This is a genomic window from Flavobacterium sp. LAR06 (assembly GCF_041946075.1).
Classification (GTDB): domain Bacteria; phylum Bacteroidota; class Bacteroidia; order Flavobacteriales; family Flavobacteriaceae; genus Flavobacterium.
The window spans coordinates 75,694-94,152 of sequence record NZ_JAUTYT010000010.1; the positions used below are offsets into that span (position 1 = coordinate 75,694).

Sequence of the window (18,459 nt, forward strand, 5' to 3'; positions counted from 1 at the left end):
AGATACAAAGTTTGAATTCGATTTAAAAGATAAAATACCTCGTTAAGAGTCATTAGAGTGTTAATTAATCTAAAAAAGTAACCATTGCATCATTCACGATTTTAGACTGATCAATACTTAAAAAATGCCCCGCATCAGTTATTTTGTGAGTTTTACTTTTGATTAAATATTTCTGTGCTCTTTCTAAGCTTTCATCAGAATTGATGACGTCGTGATCTCCAATTAAAACCAAAACAGGATTTGTAATAGATTGTAGTTCATCATCTGAAAAAGGCATCATCTTCAGCATACTTGAATTTGATTTTGCATATTTGTTGGCCAGATAAAATTGTCTTTTATAAATGGGACTAATTTTTTCGGGATGCGTTGAAAATGTTGTTAGCGTTTTGGTGAATTTCTTTTCACTAGGGAAAAGTTTCAGCATTAAAGCATTACTTGTTTTTCCTACCTTATCAATAAATTTAAAGGTTTGTGCCGGACTTAATAACACTATTTTATCAATATTATTTTCCTTTTGGATGGCTAATAAAGTTGCAATCCAACCGCCTCGGGAAGCCCCAACGATATCAAATTTCTTTAATTTATAATGTTGGAAGATTTCATTGTACCAAATTACCATTTCGTCACGAGAAAGTGGTTTTGCTGTTAAATTTGATTTTCCAGGCTCCATCAAAAAGTCTATGGCGTAAATACGATGATTTTTGGCTAAGGCTTTAATGTTCGGATACCACATGGTAGAACTGGCGTCCATTCCATGAAGTAAAACAAGATCTTTTCCGTTTTTCGGACCGGCCATAATGATATGTGCAGTTCCTAAACTGGTTTTAATATTTTCTTCTGTATACGGAATTTCCCAAAGTTTTAAAGCTTTATCGTAGGAAGTTAGATAAGCTTGTTTTTCGGTTTTTGTTTCAAAAACGTAATCTTCAATTTTTGCTTTTTTAGAAGAAGCACAACTTACAAGTAATAATAATAGGGCGATTCTGAAGCATATTTTTGGTGTATTCATAAAATTCAATTTACTTTAAAGGTACTGAGAATAGTACAGATAAAGTATTAGAATTTTATTTTAATGTATCAGAATTATAATCTCTTAGGATCTTTTACCGTTAAATGATAAAGCTGCACGACAGCCAAAATAGCATTAGGAATAATAACCGGCAACAGCCATTGACTAACATCGCTATAATCTTTTAAAAAGATGCCATAAATGACAAAACAAATACATCCAAAGAGATTAATAAATCGGATTGTTCTAAGGTCTTTTAGTAAAAAACCTCCCACAATAAAAATGGATGCCAGGTAACCAATGTAATCTGCCATGTCTTTGATATTAAGTGATTTAGAATCAAATCTACCAAAAGCAAATTATAAAATCAAGTTTTACTGTTGAAAATCAACATTTTGAATTTTCCAGGCTTTTTGCTGTGCCTCGCTTAAAAAAGTCCAGGCTACAATTCGGCTTGTTTTTTGGCCTTGAGCCATATCGATAGTTTTGATTGAAGCTGCGTTTACTTTATTTAAAGTTTTGTAAATGCTCGAAAGATTTTCTCTTTTAGAAACTAAAGTGGTAAACCATTGACACTGCATGGCATATTTGGCACTTTCGTAAATCATTTGAGTTACAAAACCAATTTCACCGCCGCTGCACCATAATTCGTCCTTTTGACCTCCAAAATTTAAAACCGGATTTGAATTTTTCTTTTCCTTTGGATTTAAATTAGAGACTTTTCTTGACGTACTTTTATTAGCTTCTTCAGCTGATGCATGGAAGGGAGGATTGCACATTGTAAAAGTAAAACGATCCTCGGGAGTAATTATGTTTTTGAAAATAAAACGAGATTCTATTTGTAATTGTAAACTTATTGCATCGATTAGCTTTGGATTTCTTTCGATAATCTTGCTGCAGTTTTCGATGGCCTTTTTGTCAATATCTGTTCCAACAAAACTCCAGTCGTAAATTGCATTTCCTAAAATGGGATAAATACAGTTGGAACCAGTTCCAACATCTAAACCCAAAACATCTGAACCCAGAGGAATTATTCCGTTATTGGTTTCCGCTAATAAGTCAGCTAAATAGTGTATGTAGTCTGTTCTGCCAGGAATTGGAGGACAAAGATAATTTCTGGGAATATCCCAATTTTGAATATCATAATACGTTTGCAATAAAGCTTTATTCAAAACTTTTACAGAAATAGGATTACTGAAATCAACAGTTTCAATTCCATGAAGATTAATGGCAACATGCGCTTTTAATTCAGGACAATTTGAAATAAGAAGTTTAAAATCATAGCGCGCGCGATGAAGATTTCGAGGATGTAAGTTGTTTTTTTCAGAATTGTCTGTTGCTTTCATTTTGTAAATTTGGTGCAAAGATAGTCATTCCTTTTTTAGAAAAGATTTTGTGAAACTTTCAATTAAGCCAATTGCCCAAATCCGAGTAGCTGTTTTGCGTGTTGTTTACTTTATTTCAAATTGCTTAACCATCCAATGATTTGAATGATTGTTAACCAAGTCAGTTTTTATTGTCTCATCTTTTGAACTTAAAAATTTATAGATTTTAAGAGGAACAGAATCTGAATAATCACTTAATCCTTCATCAATAATTTTCGCTGCTTCCTCATTTTGTCCACTTGTGTCTAAAGCCTCAAATTTATAGATGTAGATTATTGCAGGGATTTTATTAAAAATATTTTGAAATTCGTATGCTAAGTCAGTCATTAACTCTACTTGAAATTTAGGATTTGGCCTTTTCCCAACAGCCAAAGTTTGAGTTATGTGATCCTGGTACGCGATAAACATCAACAGTAAATGTCTGTTTTTAGTGTTTTTATTTTTATATAATTTATCAATTTTTTTTTGCGTGTTTGGATTTAATTCACCCAATTCTGATTGTAAGCCTTGTGTATAAAATTCATCTAATAAATCAAATACTGCCTTATCTTGATTGTCTATAATTGTCTCGCTTCGTAGTCGATTAATACGAGATTCGTTAGGCTGAGAAAATACATTTAATGAGAAAAATAGAATGATCGTGGTCAGTTTCTTCATTGTTAAAAATTAGATATTTTCGAATAAATTGCACGCAACATTCTCGCGCTTTGCTGTGTTTGGAAATTATGAAAACGAGTATTTTAGCTAAACGAAAATACGAATTAAAATGGTAATTCCACTAAAACTAAAATAACGAAAAACGTGTCTCCGCGGTGGTGTTTATATTTCTTTTAAGATTCTTGTATGAAGAATTATTTTCCATAAAATCACAGTAAAAATTCCATTCCCAAAAATCCATGTCATTATTCCATAAGGATCATAGAAAGGCAAAATATCTAATCGAACCAGAAGAGCAGATAAAGAAAAACTTAGCACAACTATAATTACAGCAAACACAATTTTTTTCCACCATTTACATTTTGCGTTTATCTGAGAAAATGCAATATTTACTCCTAAGAGCAAAAAAATTATCATAAAAAACATAGGATCACCTTGATCTCCCTTTAATTTTTCTACAATAAAATTTACTAAAAATGGAATTGTCCAAAGTACAACGATGAAATAAATATATGTTAGGATGTTTTTCCAATTCATATTTGTGATTTTAAGTCATTTTTATGGCAGTACCTCCAATTTGTACATTGTATAGAGGTATGACAAAATCATACAAAGTCACCCAATTTTGGCTAGATAAGAATGACAGATTTCATACTTTAATTTAAACCAAATATATAGATAATTCTTTATAACTTATTAAAGGGACTTGTATAATAGGAATACTCAAAAAAACAATTTAATCAATACACTCCATCAACAACAAATCGCCATTGTTGTGCGTAATCGTTACAAGTCCGTCTTGCGCAACAGCATTACTGCTTCCGGTTCTGTAGCCCATGGTAAGCGTATCGTTTTGAAGCGGATATTCTAAATTGGTGGAATAAATGCCATTTACAACGCCAATTGGAATCAAAGAAATAGGAGTTTTTGCAGTATACCATTTCTCGAATTTATTGGGCAATAGAAATATTTTGGAGTGATCGTCGAGAATTACAATTTTGAGTAAATCGCGATAACGCACGATATTGGTAAGATTTGTAATCGTATGATCAGCACGTCTTCCGGTAGCCCAAACAACATTTACTGCAGGGATTTTTCGGTCTATTAAATAATCAAAAGCTTTTTCTAAATCCGTTTTGTCCTGATCTGGGGCATGTATAATTTCGATTGGATATTGTGACGTTTTATAGATTTCGGGATCGAAACCACGGTCAAAATCGCCTAAAAGGACATCGACTTTTATGTCTAATTCAATAACGCGCTCGATAGCCGAATCTAAAACAACAACAAGCGGTGACCATTCCAGCAATTGTCCCAATAATTCAGGATTGCAGGCGGCTCCATTTGCAATGATTAAAGCAGGTTCCTGATCGTCGCGAACTATATGGTGTGATGACATGCTGAATTGTTTTTTTTATTCTGGTGCAAAGGTACGTGTACTATTTTAGATTTGGGATTTTAGATTTTAGATTTTTTTGGAATCTAAAATTAAATAAGACGTCTGTGATAATTGATTTGTCCCAAATGATAGGCTAAATGAGTGGCAAGATGTACCAGAAAAAATTCAGTTGTCATTTCTTTTTCGAAAACAATTTGTGGGTAAATGGCTTTTAAATCGGCTTCAGTTAAAGAATCGAGTGTATTATTTACCACTATAATTGTTTCGTCGATTTTGCTAATTATTTCAGCTCTTGGAACATCTTTAAGCGAAAATTCTAAAGGGCGATTTCTTACGTAGCTGGTATTCCCTAGTTCGGTTCCAATGTAAGTGTTAATATTTCCAATGAGATGTAAACAAAGATTCCCGGCCGAATTTGAAATGTTTTTGTCAATTGACCAAATTTGACTTTCGTCCTGATAGGATTCTATTTCGACTTTCAGCTTGTTCAGATCCCGGTTAAAAAGCGATTTTAGAGTTTCGATTAGCATGTTTTTTTTTTTTTTTTGATTTATGCCACAGATTTCATGGATTTAAAAGATTATTTAATTTAAAATCATAAAAAGTAATCCTTAAGAATCTGTAAAATCTGTGGCATAAAAATTACGGTCTGTTTTTGATAGGAATCCAGATTTCTTCTTCAGAATGAGGATCGTCTTTTTTATATCTTTCATCCATTACAGCAAAATGGGGTCTGTCATCTACGGTATATTCAGAATTGGGGAGCCATTCTGCAAAAATAGAATGATAAGTTTGATGAGCTTCAGCGGCTGGACCTCTGTGTATAAAAACAGCATATATTCCGGTTGGAATAATTAATGATTCCATTTCAGCAGGTAGTGTATCAAGATCTTTTACTTCAGTAGCAGCCCATTTTTGGAATGTTCTGTTAGCATCAAAATTATCAAAATAATCCTGTGGAAAAACTTCAAGTGAATATAAATTACAATCGACTGAATTTTTTATTTCCTTTCGTCTTGGCATAAAACCGTTCCATAATTGGAAGGTTTTATTTTCCATAAACGACATGATTATATATTTACCGATTAATTTTTTCTCAGTTAAAATTTTAATTTGGGCCTCCATTTGTTGGTTTATTTGATGGTGTATTTTTTTAAATCGGTTTCGCAAAGCGAAAAATAACCTAACGGATAATTATTCTTGTCAGTTGTATTGATAATATTTCCTTTTACAGTTGCTGGAGGAGATTGAAACGGGCCTCCAACATTGCTACCGGCGATGCTCACCAAAATATTCATGTAATTATAATATTGTTTCGAAATTCCGTAATGTGTTATTTCGATTTCATTTCCAATTTCTAACTCGTCATCGTCGGAAATACTGAAAAATTCATTGCTGTTGAAAAATTTATCCTCATCTGCATAATAGCTTGATTTAATTTTATTTGAGTATACATATTTGTATAAATAAAAATTATCTGCATCGCCGGGATCATTATAAAAAGCTTTTATTTCAATATCTTTACCCGTAAAACCACCTTCATTGTTTTGTTCAATTCGGGTAATTGGGGCAACAGACTTTAAAGTCTCATTTGCAGTATAAGTATTTCCATTGCTAATGACGGTTAGCGTATATTCTTCATTGATCACAGGTTTAAAATTAGTACAAACATATCGACCCGTTTTTGGAACTTCTATAAAATTAAATCGCTCATTACTACTGTTATTTACATAAACAGTCGCGCCTGAAACGGTGGGAATTACGTTTTCAAAATAACCGGTCGTTGTTGTCAATTTTATGGTTTGTTGTCTGCCATTGGTGCCTTTTTGCCAGTTTATGGCGGCTTCAATTACCAATTTTGGTGGTGCGGTATCTAAATCAACATCAACAACTTCTTCGCAGCTTGTGAAGAAAATTGCTATAAAAAATACGATTAGTAAAGTTACTTTTTTCATGGTATATATTTTTAACTTCTAAGTAGGAAAGTGATTTTTAAAATTTAAAATTATAACTCACGGCAGGCACAACTCCAAAAATAGATACTTTTACCGCTTCGTTTTGACCAGTGTCTACATTCTGACGGAAATTAATAGAAGCTGCATTTTTGCGATTATATAAATTATAAATACTGAAAACCCATTCGCCTTTCCAGTTTCTGTCTTTGTTTTTTCTGGGCGTTAGCGTTGCCGAAACATCTAAATGATGGTAAGCAGGAAGACGATTTTCGTTTCTTAAACCGTAACTCGGTACAGTTATTCCTAAATATTCATATTGTCCGTTCGGGTACGTTACCGGTTGTCCCGACTGTAATGCAAAGTTAGCACCAAAAGACCATTTCTCATTCAGGTTATAAGCAGAAGTAATGGCTAAATTGTGTATTTTATCATAAGCAGAACTGTACCATTGCCCGTTATTGATTCCTGGTTCCTCAGGAGTTCTTCCAGGAGTTTGTTGTTCTGATTTGGATAAAGTGTAGGAAATCCAACCATTGAAACGACCTTCATTTTTTTTGAACATCAATTCCAAGCCATAAGCCCGCATTTGTCCATTTAGAATGACTTGTTCGATGGCGTTGTTTGCAATCAAATCGGCGCCATCAATATAATCTAGTCGATTTTGAATTTGCTTATAATAGGTTTCAACTTCTAAAGAGTAAGCACCATTTTTAATATTTCTGAAATACCCCAGCGCCACCTGATCTGCAATTTGTGGTTTAATATAAGTATCACTCGGCATCCAGACATCAAGTGGAGTAGGAGATGAGGTATTTGATATTAGCTGAAGGTATTGTGCCATTCGGTTATAACTCGCTTTTATTGCCTGGTCGTCATTTAGTTGGTAGGAAGCTGAAAAACGAGGTTCGAGATTATTAAAGCTCTTGATAACTTTATTTTTCCCATAATATTTAGTTCCGATTGGCGTTCCTTTTTCGTAAATCTGCAAATCAGAGTTAAAGACAACTGCATTGTTGTTTTCGTATAAATTAACTGTTGATTCCCCTAAACGATAAAATAAACTGTATCGCAATCCGTAAGCGATAGTGATTTTTTTTGAAATTTGATTTTCAGCATCAATATAAAAAGAAGGCTCGAAAGCATATTTTTTGTCTAATTGATCGGGGTTAATTCCCGATTCCGGATCACTAGGTTTAATGGTTCCGGGATTAAATTCGTAATAGATTCCGTTTAAGCCATAATTCAGTTTGAATTTATCTGAAATGTAATGTTTGAAATCATATTTGATATTGTAATTTCTAATGCCGGAATCCCATTTGAAACCAACAAAATCCAGATCTAATCCATAATAATAGTCGCTGTAAATTAAAGATAGGTTTGAAAATAATTTTTCAGAAAATAAATGGTTCCAACGAAGATTTAGGGTTGAGTTTCCATAGATATTGGTAAAGCTTTTATTTAAACTGAAAACATCACGTCCAAAATATCCTGATAAATACAAATTATTGTTGTCGTTTAGTTTGTAGCTTAATTTGGTATTTAAATCATAAAAGTAAGCGGAGTTGTCTTTCTGGTCTTCTGATAACTTAAGAAACAAATGAGCGTAAGAAGCTCTTCCTCCAATCAAAAAGGAACCTCTATCTTTTACGATAGGACCTTCAGCAAGAATGCGGCTTGAAATTAAGCCAATTCCTCCATTTACATGGAAATTTTTACTGCTGCCATCTTTTTGATAAATATCTAAAACAGAAGAAGCTCTTCCGCCGTATCGTGCCGGAATTCCTCCTTTATATAGTTTTAAATCTTTAATGGCATCCGGATTAAAAACGGAGAAGAAACCAAAAACGTGAGAGGAATTAAATATCGTTGCTTCATCTAACAAAATTAAATTCTGATCAGCACCGCCACCACGAACGTTGAATCCGGAAGAGCCTTCGCCAGCATTGGTGACACCCGGAAGTAATAAAATTGATTTTAAAACATCGACTTCTCCCAAAACGACCGGCATTTTTTTGATAGTGGCGATTGAGAGTTTGTTCGCGCTCATTTCCGGAGACTTGATATTAATTTTGCCTTTATTGTCTTTAATTACGACTTCCTGAAGTTCTTCGCCGCCTTCATTTAGTCCGAAATTCATTTTGGTATTCTGATTTAAGTTAACAGTTTTCTCAACCGTTTGGAATCCAATATAGGTAATCTCTATTTGATGTTCACCAGCGGGAGCGGTAAGCGAATAAAAGCCGTATTCGTTCGTTGTAGTTCCTATCTTTAATGAAGGAATGTAAATATTGACACCAATTAAGGTTTCGTTATTTTTAAAGTCAGTAATAGTTCCACTTAAAGTGAATTTTTCCTGTGAAAATGAAGTAAAAGTCGTAAAAATTATAATAATTAAAATACTGATTTTTTTTGTAATCATCTTCGTTATTTTGATTTACATAGTTAAGAATTCTTACTAAATATTAGGATGTAACGATTGTTAAACATTAGTTAAGATAAAAAAAAAGACAACCATTAGGTTGTCTTTTAAATATAATTATAACAATATGTTACTTATTTTATTTTAGCAATAATTGCATTGAATGTTTCGCTAGGACGCATCGCTTTGCTAACTAACGCAGGAGTTGGCTGGTAATAACCACCAAGTGTTTGAGGCTTTCCTTGTGCACCAATTAATTCTGCATCAATTTTAGCTTCGTTAGCTTCAAATTCAGCAGCGATTGGAGCGAAGATAGCTTTCAATTCTGCATCTTTATTTTGAGCAGCCAAAGCCTGAGCCCAATAAAATGCAAGATAGAAATGAGATCCACGGTTGTCAATCTGGCCTATTTTACGAGCTGGAGATTTGTCATTAGCTAAGAATTTGTCGTTAGCCTGATCTAAAGTTTCAGATAAAACAATTGCTTTAGAATTGTCTAAAGTTTGTCCTAAATGCTCTAATGAAGCACCAAGTGCTAAAAATTCTCCTAATGAATCCCAACGTAAATATCCTTCTTCTGTAAATTGCTCAACGTGTTTAGGAGCAGAACCTCCAGCACCAGTTTCGAACAATCCACCACCATTCATTAATGGAACAATAGATAACATTTTAGCTGAAGTTCCTAATTCTAAAATTGGGAATAAGTCAGTTAAATAATCACGTAAAACGTTTCCGGTTACTGAGATAGTATCTAAACCTTTGATGATTCTGTCCAAAGTAAATTCAGTTGCAGCAATCGGATTTAAGATGCGGATATCTAAGTTTACAGTATTATAATCTTTTAAGTATTTTTGAACTTTTACAATCAATTCTCTGTCGTGTGCTCTGTTTTCGTCTAACCAGAAAACAGCAGGAGTATCAGATAAACGAGCTCTGTTTACAGCCAATTTAACCCAGTCCTGAATAGGAGCATCTTTCGCCTGACACATTCTGAAAATATCATTTGTCTCAACGTTTTGTTCCATTAAAACATTTCCGTTGGTGTCAACAACACGAACAACTCCATCTCCTTTAATTTGGAAAGTTTTGTCATGAGATCCGTATTCTTCCGCTTTTTGAGCCATTAAACCAACGTTAGGAACACTTCCCATTGTTTTAGGATCAAAAGCACCGTGTTTTTTACAGAAATCAATTGTAGCAGTATAAAGTCCAGCGTAAGAACGGTCTGGAATGATAGCGATAGTGTCTTGTTGTTTTCCTTCTTTATTGTACATCTGTCCAGAAGTACGGATCATCGCTGGCATAGAAGCATCAACGATTACATCAGAAGGAACATGTAAGTTTGTAATTCCTTTATCAGAATTAACCATTGCCAATGCTGGTCCGTTTTCGATAGCTTTAGTAATATCAGCTTCAACTTCAGCTTGCTCAGGTCTTCCTGCAATTTTTGCGTAGATATCACCTAAACCATTTCTTGTATCAATGTTTAATTCATTAAATAAAGCTTCGTATTTTTTGAAAAGATCAGCAAAATAAACTTCAACGATAGCGCCGAAGATAATTGGATCTGAAACTTTCATCATTGTCGCTTTCAAGTGAACAGAAAGTAATAAACCTTCTTTTTTGGCATCAGCAATTGCTTCCGCAGCAAAAGATTTTAATTTGTTCACACTTAAAACAGAACTGTCGATTATTTCTCCTGTTTTAAGAGGAGTACTTGCTTTAATAACAGTAGTTGTACCGTCTTTAGCAACGAATTCAATTTTTACATCATTAGTTTCAGCAACAGTAAGTGATTTTTCACTTCCGTAGAAATCACCATTTGACATTGAAGCTACCTTAGTTTTTGAGTCAGCAGACCAAGCACCCATAGAGTGTGGATTTGCTTTTGCAAAGTTTTTAACCGCTCTTGGCGCTCTACGGTCAGAGTTTCCCTCACGTAAAACAGGGTTTACAGCAGAACCTAAAACTTTAGAATATTTTGCTTTAATTTCCTTTTCAGCATCATTTTGAGGCTCTTCAGGGAAATCAGGGATTTTGTAACCATGAGACTGTAATTCTGTAATCGCCGCTTTTAATTGCGGTACGGATGCAGATACGTTTGGCAATTTAATAATGTTAGCTTCAGGTTGTGTTGCTAATTGACCAAGTTCAGATAATGCATCTCCCGTTTTTTGAGCATCTGTTAAAACCTCAGGAAAATTAGATAAAATTCTACCTGCTAACGAAATGTCTCTGGTTTCAATAGCAATCCCAGCCGTAGCAGTAAATGCCTGAACAATTGGTAACAAAGAATAAGTCGCTAATAGAGGCGCCTCATCAGTTAAGGTGTAAAAAATTTTTGAATTCTGTGTCATTTTTTTTTTTTTTTATAATCGTATCGTCAAAGGATGACGATGGAAAAGGTATAGTCGGCTCAAAATGAGCGGAGCAAATATAATAAAATCAGTCCGAAAACGGTGTAGTTTTAGAGAGAAATACAGGATTTATCAGATTGTTATTTTGGAATCTTTAAATTGTCAAATCGATGATTTTGATATTAAAATTTTACGGTTTTGATATTTTAAAAATTAGGCATAAAAAAAAACTCGTTTCAAATGATATGAAACGAGTTTTTTATAACAAAGAGATAAATGATTATCTTCTTTTATCTTTAATCTTAGCTTTTTTACCAGTAAGTTCTCTGAAGTAGAAAATTCTAGCTCTACGTACAGCACCTTTCTTGTTGATTTCAATTTTTTGTAAAGCTGGCAAGTTTACTGGGAAGATACGCTCAACTCCAACTGCTCCTGACATTTTACGAATAGTAAAAGTTTCTGTGTTACCAGAACCTCTTCTTTGAATAACAACTCCTTTAAAAAACTGAGTTCTTGTTTTTTCACCCTCTTTAATTTCGTAGAAAACTGTGATAGTATCTCCAGCTCCGAAAACAGGGAAATCTTTTTTAGCAACTAATTCGGTTTGAACGAATTTCATTAAATCTGCCATGATATCTTATAATTATGGTTTTATAATAGAGCAACATTCACGGATCTCGCCAGAGGTTAGTCTAATTCGGGTGCAAATGTAATTAAAAAAAAGTAAATTCCAATAAAAATAAATTCCAAATTCCAATTTCATAACTAGTTGAGCAATTGGGATTTGGAATTTTAAAATTTGGAATTTATTTTAAAAATTTATTCCAATAAATCAGGACGTCTATTCTTTGTATGCTCATAAGCCATATCCTCACGCCATTTATCAATTTTGGCAAAGTGACCGCTCGTCAAAACTTCTGGGACTTTCCATCCTTTATAATCGGCAGGTCTTGTATATATAGGTCCTGAAAGCAAATTATCCTGAAAACTATCTGTCAAAGCGGAAGTTTCATCACTTAAAACGCCGGGAATTAATCGGATCAAAGCATCTGATAAAACCAAAGCTCCTAATTCTCCTCCAGATAAAACATAATCTCCAATAGAAATTTCTTTGGTAATAAAATGATCGCGAACACGCTGATCTACACCTTTATAATGTCCGCATAAAATGATAATGTTTTCATACATCGACATCGTGTTGGCCATTTTTTGATTTAGCGTTTCTCCATCTGGTGACATGTATATGATTTCATCGTATTCACGTTGACTTTTCAAATGTGTAATACAGTCGTCAATGGGTTGCACGGTCATTACCATTCCGGCACCACCTCCAAACGGATAATCATCGACACTTTTTTGTTTGTTGGTAGTGTAATCACGTAAATTATGAAAATGTACTTCGACTAAACCTTTATCAATGGCACGTTTCATAATTGAAGCCTCAAAAGGGCTTCTTAATAATTCTGGTAAAATCGTTATAATGTCAATTCGCATTGTTTTTCTTCAAAAGTTCAAGATTGCAAAGATACAAAGTAAATAATTGAGAATTTGAAAAAAACAAATGTCAAATGTTTATCACAATTATTTGCATAAATGCATATTTTTCGTATTTTTTTGTTGTCATTGGCATTATTTATATTTTAATTTTTTATGGAAATTTCTTTCAATTTTTATTATATTTAAACCCTTTAATTATTGATTTGTAGTAATTTAAAAGTAAAAACTAATGAAAAAAGTTAGCGTACTAATAGTTATGGCTTTCATAATTATTTCCTGTAACAATCAAAATGAACCAAAAAGTATTGATACTTCAAAAAACGAAAAAATAGTAAATCAGTATTTTGAGTATTTCAATAGTCATAATTGGAAAAAGATGGCTGAAATGTATAGTGAAACGGCTGATTTTAAAGATCCTTCTTTAGGAAAAGGAATCGTAAAACAAACCCGCAAACAAACGGAAGATAAATATGCCGAGTTAAATGAAATTTTTCCGGATTTGCATGATAAGGTTATCCAAATTTATCCATCAGGGGAAAATCATCTAGTTGTAGAGTTTATTTCAACAGGAACAGCACCTGATAATTCAAAATTAGAGTTACCTATTTGTACTGTTTTCACGATTGAGAACGGATTAATTACCAAAGATTTTACTTATTTTGATAACTTTCAGGCAGATACAACTAAAAAATAAAAGAATAAATTGACAATGCCAAAATCAATAAAAATCTTCGCCATAACAGGCAGTACAAGAAAGAATTCAAGCAATTACAAAATCTTAAAATACATTTCGGAAAATATTAAAACAGATTTTGAAGTTGAAATATTTGAAGATTTAGATGAGTTGCCACATTTTACCCCCGATTTAGATATAGAAAATGCACCGGAAAAAATTATTTCCTTCAGAAATAAAATTGCTCAGGCCGACGGAATCATAATCTGTACTCCTGAATATGTTTTTAGTTTACCAGGAAGTTTGAAAAATGCATTGGAGTGGTGTGTTTCTACCATAATATTCTCAAAAAAGAAAGTCGGATTGATTACCGCTTCTGCTTCTGGAGAAATGGCACATGACCAATTAATTTTGATAATAAGAACTTTAGAAGCGCAATTTGAAGATGAAAATTTGCTTCTAATACAAGGTGTTCGTGGGAAAATTGATGAAGAAGGAAAAATTATAAATGATGAAACACTTGCTGCTCTTAATAAATTCATCACGAATTTTGAAAATCAATTTTTAACTGAAATGTAATAGCATTTCAATAAAAAGAGTAGATTTACTTTTGGATTTTTTAAATAAAAAAATGGTTACGAGAAGAAACTTCATTATAAATACGAGCTTGGCCGCAACAGCAGTTTTAGCTTTACCATCATTTGCCTTTGCCATGAATAAAAAAGAAATAGGTTTGCAGTTATACACCTTACGTGATGAACTTCCAAAAGATGTAAAATCAACTTTAGAGAAAGTTGCAAAAGCTGGATATACAACTGTCGAAACTTACGGTTTTTCTATAAAAGATCAATTTTGGGGACTCGCTCCAATTGAACTTAAAAAAATCTTAGATGCAAATAAGTTAAAAGCCGTTAGCGGACATTATAATCTGGGAAGCTTTTTATATGATGGGAATTTAGAAGAAGTTAAAGCTGCAATCGAAGCGGCTAAAATTTTAAAAAATGAATATTTAACCGTTCCCTGGGTTGATGAACCTTTTAGAAATGATTTTCATAAGATTGCCGCTCGTTTAAACGAAGCTGCAAAAATGTGTGCGGATGCGGGTTTAAAACTAGCGTATCATAATCATGATTTCGAATTTAAAACTCACGATGGTGTTACAGGTTATGAGATTCTATTGAAGGAAACGGATAAAAATTTAGTTTCTTTTGAATTGGATTTATATTGGGTAGTACGTTCAGGAAATGATCCGCTTAAATTATTTAAGGAAAATCCGGGACGCTTTACATTGTGGCATGTCAAAGATATGGACAAAGTAAATCCTGCTCTGAATACTGAGATTGGTTCAGGTTCTATTGATTTTAAACCCTTTTTTGCAGCAGCAAAACAATCCGGAATGATTCATTTTTTTGTTGAACAGGAGAATAACTATGTTCCAAATTCTTTTGAATCTATTAAAACAAGCTGTGAATTTATTTCAAAAAAAATAATCTAATACGAATTTATGAAGAAACTGCTTTTGCTGTTTTTACTGTTTTTGGTGGTTCTTTGTTCATGTCAATCAGATAAAAAAGAACATTCAAGCCCAAAACCACAATCAAATTCAGAAGAAAATTTACCGCTGCAGCCTTATTTTGCAGCCATTCAAATTAATGATGTTAAGCTTGAGGAACCTGCTTTTGGTGAGTGGCTGGATACGCATAAAGAAAAAGGACAGAGTTTTAAACAGTTCCTAAAAACACCTCATATTGTTCCATCCAAAGAAGAGAATATTATCTATTTAAAACCTATCGGAAAATTTAATTCGGTGCAATTAAAACAAATTGAATTAGTCCGTCAGTATTTGCAGATTTTTTTTCAATTAGAAACAAAGGTTTTAGAAAATGTTTCAAATGATATTATTCCTAACAATGCCAGACGAATTGGCGACGTAGGACAAGAACAATTTTTGGCAGGTTATATTTTAAACGATGTTCTGAAAGAAGAAAAAACGCATAAAGGAATTGCTTTAATGGCAATAACAGAAAAAGATCTATATCCCAAACCAGAATGGAATTATGTTTTTGGACTGGCCTCTTACCGAGATAAAATTGCAGTAAGTTCTATTTACAGAATGCAACAAGAAGCTGATTTTAATTTATGTTTAGATCGATTGTTGAAAATATGTTCTCATGAAATCGGACATATGTTTGGTCTACATCATTGTATTAATGCTAATTGCGTGATGAATGGCACCAATAGCATGCCGGAAACAGACAGACATTTTATAAGATTGTGTTCTCTCTGTCAAAGAAAGTTAAATTCCGGATTTAAGTACGATAATAAAAAACGATTAGTAGAATTAGAAAAGTATTTTAAGGAAAACAATTTAGCTGAGGGAATAGAGTTAATGGAGAAAGACCTGAAAAATATTCAATAAAGAAAAAAGTTAATAAAATAGAATGAGTATGCAAAGTTTTGGATCAAGCAAAGAATTTATAAAAGGGGATGATATAGAGTGGGAAGTAGTTGGTGAAGGAATCAAACGTAAAATTCTGGCCTACGATGATCGTGTTATGTTGGTCAATGTTCATTTTGAAAAAGGCGGAATTGGTACTCTGCACGAACATTATCATACTCAGGTAACTTATGTTTCAAGTGGTAAATTTGATGTTACAATTTCCGGCGTTACCCAAACATTAAAAGAAGGCGATAGCTTTTATATTCCGCCTCACGCAATTCATGGTGTTGTTTGTTTGGAAGACGGAATGTTAACCGATGTATTTAGTCCGATTCGTGAAGATTTTATGAAAAAATAAAAGGGTGGAACTCAATATAATTTCTAAAATACCAACCTGATTTGAGCTTAACGTTGAAAAATTTATACTTTTTTTAAAGTTTTGATTACAATTAGATTGGTATTTTTGCAAAATGAATTTATCCAAAACGAATGTCTTATTTATGGCAGCTTGCACTGGACTTATAGTTGCAAATCTGTATTACTGCCAACCTTTAATTGTTTTAATTGCCAACGAATTTAAAATCCCTGAAGCCAGCGCGGGAACAATAACCTATCTGACTCAGGCCGGTTATGCGATTGGTTTATTTTTCATGGTTCCTCTTGGTGATAAACTGGAACGTAAAAAGCAAATTTTAATAACCACTTTTGCTTCTGTAATTGCTTTAATCTTAGCAGCTACAGCGAAAAGTTTCTTTCTTTTGCAAGTTGCTTCTTTGTTAATCGGAATTACTTCAATTGTCCCACAACTTATTTTGCCTTTGGCTGCTTCGTTAAGTTCTGTAGAACAACGCGGAAAAGTTATCGGAACCATTATGAGCGGTTTATTGGTTGGGATTTTACTTTCCCGAACTTTAAGCGGTTTTATTGGTCAAATTTTGGGTTGGAGATCGATGTTTTATATCGCTGCCGGAATTTGCCTTTTAATCTTTTTTGTGATTCAGAATAAATTCCCTGTTAATAAACCTCAGTTTCAGGGAACTTATGGACAATTAATTCAGTCGCTTTTTACCTTAATAAAAACACAACCCATTTTACGTGAAGCAACGATAATCAATGTATTTAGCTTTGCACAATTCGGAGCTTTCTGGACCACAATGGTTTTATTACTGTCAGGAGAACCTTTTCATTTTAATAGTGCAACAATTGGTTTATTCGGAATTGTAGGGGCATCAGGTGCTTTAGCTGCGCCATTAGTTGGAAGATTAGGAGATAAAGGCAGTTCCAGAGTTGCAGTTGGATATGGCTGTTTATTGATATTATTAAGCTTTATCATTTTTTATTTTTCAATAGAAAGTGTCATCGGAATTGCAATTGGAATTGTATTTATTGACATCGGAATTCAGGGCGTTCATATTTCAAATCAAACCAGAGTTTATTCATTACTTCCGGAAGCCCGAAACAGATTAAATACGGTATTTATGTCGTTTAGCTTTTTGGGAACTGCTGCAGGATCTGCTTACGGATTATTTTTGTGGAAATTGGGTGGATGGCATGCTGTAGCTATCGGTTGTGTGGTTTTGTCATTATTAGCATTAACTGTTTATAGTCTCACATATAAATCAAAATCTAAAAAAGAGATAAAAAATTAATTCGTAAATTTGCAATCAAAATTAAAAATAACAACATGGAAAACGGAATATACGCTAAATTCAACACAAGCAAAGGTTCGATTTTAGTAAAACTAACACACGATTTAACACCAGGAACCGTAGGGAATTTTGTAGCTCTTGCAGAAGGAAATATGGAAAATAAAGTAAAACCTCAGGGACAAAAATTCTATGATGGATTAAATTTTCACAGAGTTATTCCTGATTTTATGATCCAGGGAGGATGTCCTAAAGGAACAGGAACAGGAGATCCAGGATACAAATTTGATGATGAATTTCACCCAAGTTTGAAACACGATCGTCCGGGAGTTTTAGCAATGGCTAACTCAGGACCTGCAACTAATGGTTCTCAATTTTACATCACGCACGTTCCAACTTCTTGGTTAGACGGAAAACATACTGTTTTTGGTCATGTGATCGAAGGTCAGGATGTAGTTGACGCTGTTGCTCAAGGTGATGCTCTTGAAACATTAGAAATCATCAGAGTTGGAGAAGAAGCTCAAAAATGGAATGCAATTGAAGCTTTTGTTGGTTTAAAAGGCGCTCGTCTAAAAAGAGATGCAGCTTTAAAAGCAGAATCTGAAGCAAAAATGGAGCAATTAGCTGCTGGTTTTGATAAAACGGATAGTGGTTTACGTTACAAAATGATCCAAAAAGGAGACGGTAAAAAAGCGGAAGCTGGAAAAACGGTTGCTGTTCATTATGAAGGTTCATTAGAAAACGGAAAAGTTTTTGATTCTTCTTACCCAAGAAAAAAACCAATCGAATTTAGATTAGGTCAGGGTCAGGTTATTGAAGGATGGGATGAAGGTATTGCTTTATTGCAAGTTGGAGACAAAGCTCGTTTTGTTATTCCTTCTGATTTAGCATATGGACCATCTGGTGCAGGAGGGGTTATTCCACCACACGCAACTTTGATTTTTGACGTTGAATTAATGGAAGTAAAATAAGTTTTATAGACAATTAGTATTGTTTTAAATAATATCCCATATGCCACGGCA

General features: G+C 33.4%; 20 protein-coding genes. 7 read left to right on the forward strand and 13 right to left on the reverse strand.

All coding sequences use genetic code 11. The features are described from left to right. Positions 1-64: 64 nt before the first annotated feature. The 13 genes from Q7C23_RS15110 to trmD form a co-directional block, all read right to left on the reverse strand. Positions 65-1,009: an alpha/beta fold hydrolase gene (locus tag Q7C23_RS15110; RefSeq protein WP_375033320.1), complete on the reverse strand. Its 945-nt coding sequence runs from the start codon at positions 1,007-1,009 to the stop codon at positions 65-67. 74 nt (positions 1,010-1,083) lie between these two features. Then, on the reverse strand, positions 1,084-1,323 hold the full coding sequence (locus Q7C23_RS15115) for a uroporphyrinogen decarboxylase (RefSeq protein WP_375033321.1): 240 nt from the start codon (positions 1,321-1,323) through the stop codon (positions 1,084-1,086). 60 nt (positions 1,324-1,383) lie between these two features. After that, the gene (rlmF, locus tag Q7C23_RS15120; protein WP_375033322.1) at positions 1,384-2,355 is read right to left on the reverse strand and encodes a 23S rRNA (adenine(1618)-N(6))-methyltransferase RlmF; all 972 of its coding nucleotides are present in this window, start codon (positions 2,353-2,355) and stop codon (positions 1,384-1,386) included. Positions 2,356-2,460: 105 nt separating this feature from the next. Further along, complete coding sequence (locus tag Q7C23_RS15125; protein WP_375033323.1) at positions 2,461-3,051, reverse strand: hypothetical protein; 591 nt, start codon at positions 3,049-3,051, stop codon at positions 2,461-2,463. 162 nt (positions 3,052-3,213) lie between these two features. Further along, positions 3,214-3,588 carry a hypothetical protein gene (locus Q7C23_RS15130; RefSeq protein WP_375033324.1) on the reverse strand — a complete coding sequence of 125 codons (375 nt, stop codon included), beginning with the start codon at positions 3,586-3,588 and terminating at the stop codon, positions 3,214-3,216. 199 nt (positions 3,589-3,787) lie between these two features. Then, the gene (locus Q7C23_RS15135) at positions 3,788-4,450 is read right to left on the reverse strand and encodes a thiamine diphosphokinase (protein WP_375033325.1); all 663 of its coding nucleotides are present in this window, start codon (positions 4,448-4,450) and stop codon (positions 3,788-3,790) included. A gap of 89 nt (positions 4,451-4,539) precedes the next feature. Continuing rightward, positions 4,540-4,980: a DinB family protein gene (locus tag Q7C23_RS15140; RefSeq protein ID WP_375033326.1), complete on the reverse strand. Its 441-nt coding sequence runs from the start codon at positions 4,978-4,980 to the stop codon at positions 4,540-4,542. Between the two features lie 112 nt (positions 4,981-5,092). Continuing rightward, positions 5,093-5,575, reverse strand: a complete 483-nt coding sequence (locus Q7C23_RS15145; RefSeq protein ID WP_375033327.1) for a GyrI-like domain-containing protein — start codon at positions 5,573-5,575, stop codon at positions 5,093-5,095. An 8-nt stretch (positions 5,576-5,583) separates the two neighbouring features. Then, positions 5,584-6,405, reverse strand: a complete 822-nt coding sequence (locus tag Q7C23_RS15150) for a DUF4249 domain-containing protein (RefSeq protein ID WP_375033328.1) — start codon at positions 6,403-6,405, stop codon at positions 5,584-5,586. A 37-nt stretch (positions 6,406-6,442) separates the two neighbouring features. Continuing rightward, entirely contained in the window at positions 6,443-8,824 is a 2,382-nt protein-coding gene (locus Q7C23_RS15155) for a carboxypeptidase-like regulatory domain-containing protein (RefSeq protein ID WP_375033329.1), read from the reverse strand. 134 nt (positions 8,825-8,958) lie between these two features. After that, positions 8,959-11,181, reverse strand: a complete 2,223-nt coding sequence (locus tag Q7C23_RS15160) for an NADP-dependent isocitrate dehydrogenase (RefSeq protein WP_375033330.1) — start codon at positions 11,179-11,181, stop codon at positions 8,959-8,961. 280 nt (positions 11,182-11,461) lie between these two features. Further along, positions 11,462-11,812 (reverse strand): 50S ribosomal protein L19, encoded by a 351-nt coding sequence (gene rplS, locus Q7C23_RS15165; RefSeq protein ID WP_072975836.1) that lies wholly within the window; start codon positions 11,810-11,812, stop codon positions 11,462-11,464. A 188-nt stretch (positions 11,813-12,000) separates the two neighbouring features. Beyond that, positions 12,001-12,675, reverse strand: a complete 675-nt coding sequence (trmD, locus tag Q7C23_RS15170) for a tRNA (guanosine(37)-N1)-methyltransferase TrmD (RefSeq protein ID WP_029268668.1) — start codon at positions 12,673-12,675, stop codon at positions 12,001-12,003. A gap of 232 nt (positions 12,676-12,907) precedes the next feature. On the opposite strand from trmD, the gene Q7C23_RS15175 reads away from it, so the two are divergent. The 7 genes from Q7C23_RS15175 to Q7C23_RS15205 all read left to right on the forward strand — a co-directional run bounded on the left by Q7C23_RS15175 (position 12,908) and on the right by Q7C23_RS15205 (position 18,408). After that, positions 12,908-13,372, forward strand: a complete 465-nt coding sequence (locus tag Q7C23_RS15175; RefSeq protein WP_375033331.1) for a nuclear transport factor 2 family protein — start codon at positions 12,908-12,910, stop codon at positions 13,370-13,372. 15 nt (positions 13,373-13,387) lie between these two features. Next, positions 13,388-13,930: an NADPH-dependent FMN reductase gene (locus Q7C23_RS15180; protein WP_375033332.1), complete on the forward strand. Its 543-nt coding sequence runs from the start codon at positions 13,388-13,390 to the stop codon at positions 13,928-13,930. 52 nt (positions 13,931-13,982) lie between these two features. Then, entirely contained in the window at positions 13,983-14,846 is an 864-nt protein-coding gene (locus Q7C23_RS15185; protein ID WP_375033333.1) for a sugar phosphate isomerase/epimerase family protein, read from the forward strand. Positions 14,847-14,855: 9 nt separating this feature from the next. Continuing rightward, the gene (locus Q7C23_RS15190) at positions 14,856-15,770 is read left to right on the forward strand and encodes an archaemetzincin family Zn-dependent metalloprotease (RefSeq protein WP_375033334.1); all 915 of its coding nucleotides are present in this window, start codon (positions 14,856-14,858) and stop codon (positions 15,768-15,770) included. Between the two features lie 28 nt (positions 15,771-15,798). Beyond that, entirely contained in the window at positions 15,799-16,149 is a 351-nt protein-coding gene (locus tag Q7C23_RS15195) for a cupin domain-containing protein (RefSeq protein WP_375033335.1), read from the forward strand. A 142-nt stretch (positions 16,150-16,291) separates the two neighbouring features. After that, entirely contained in the window at positions 16,292-17,440 is a 1,149-nt protein-coding gene (locus tag Q7C23_RS15200) for an MFS transporter (protein WP_375033336.1), read from the forward strand. A gap of 35 nt (positions 17,441-17,475) precedes the next feature. Continuing rightward, positions 17,476-18,408, forward strand: a complete 933-nt coding sequence (locus tag Q7C23_RS15205; RefSeq protein WP_375033337.1) for a peptidylprolyl isomerase — start codon at positions 17,476-17,478, stop codon at positions 18,406-18,408. The last annotated feature ends 51 nt before the right edge of the window (positions 18,409-18,459 follow it).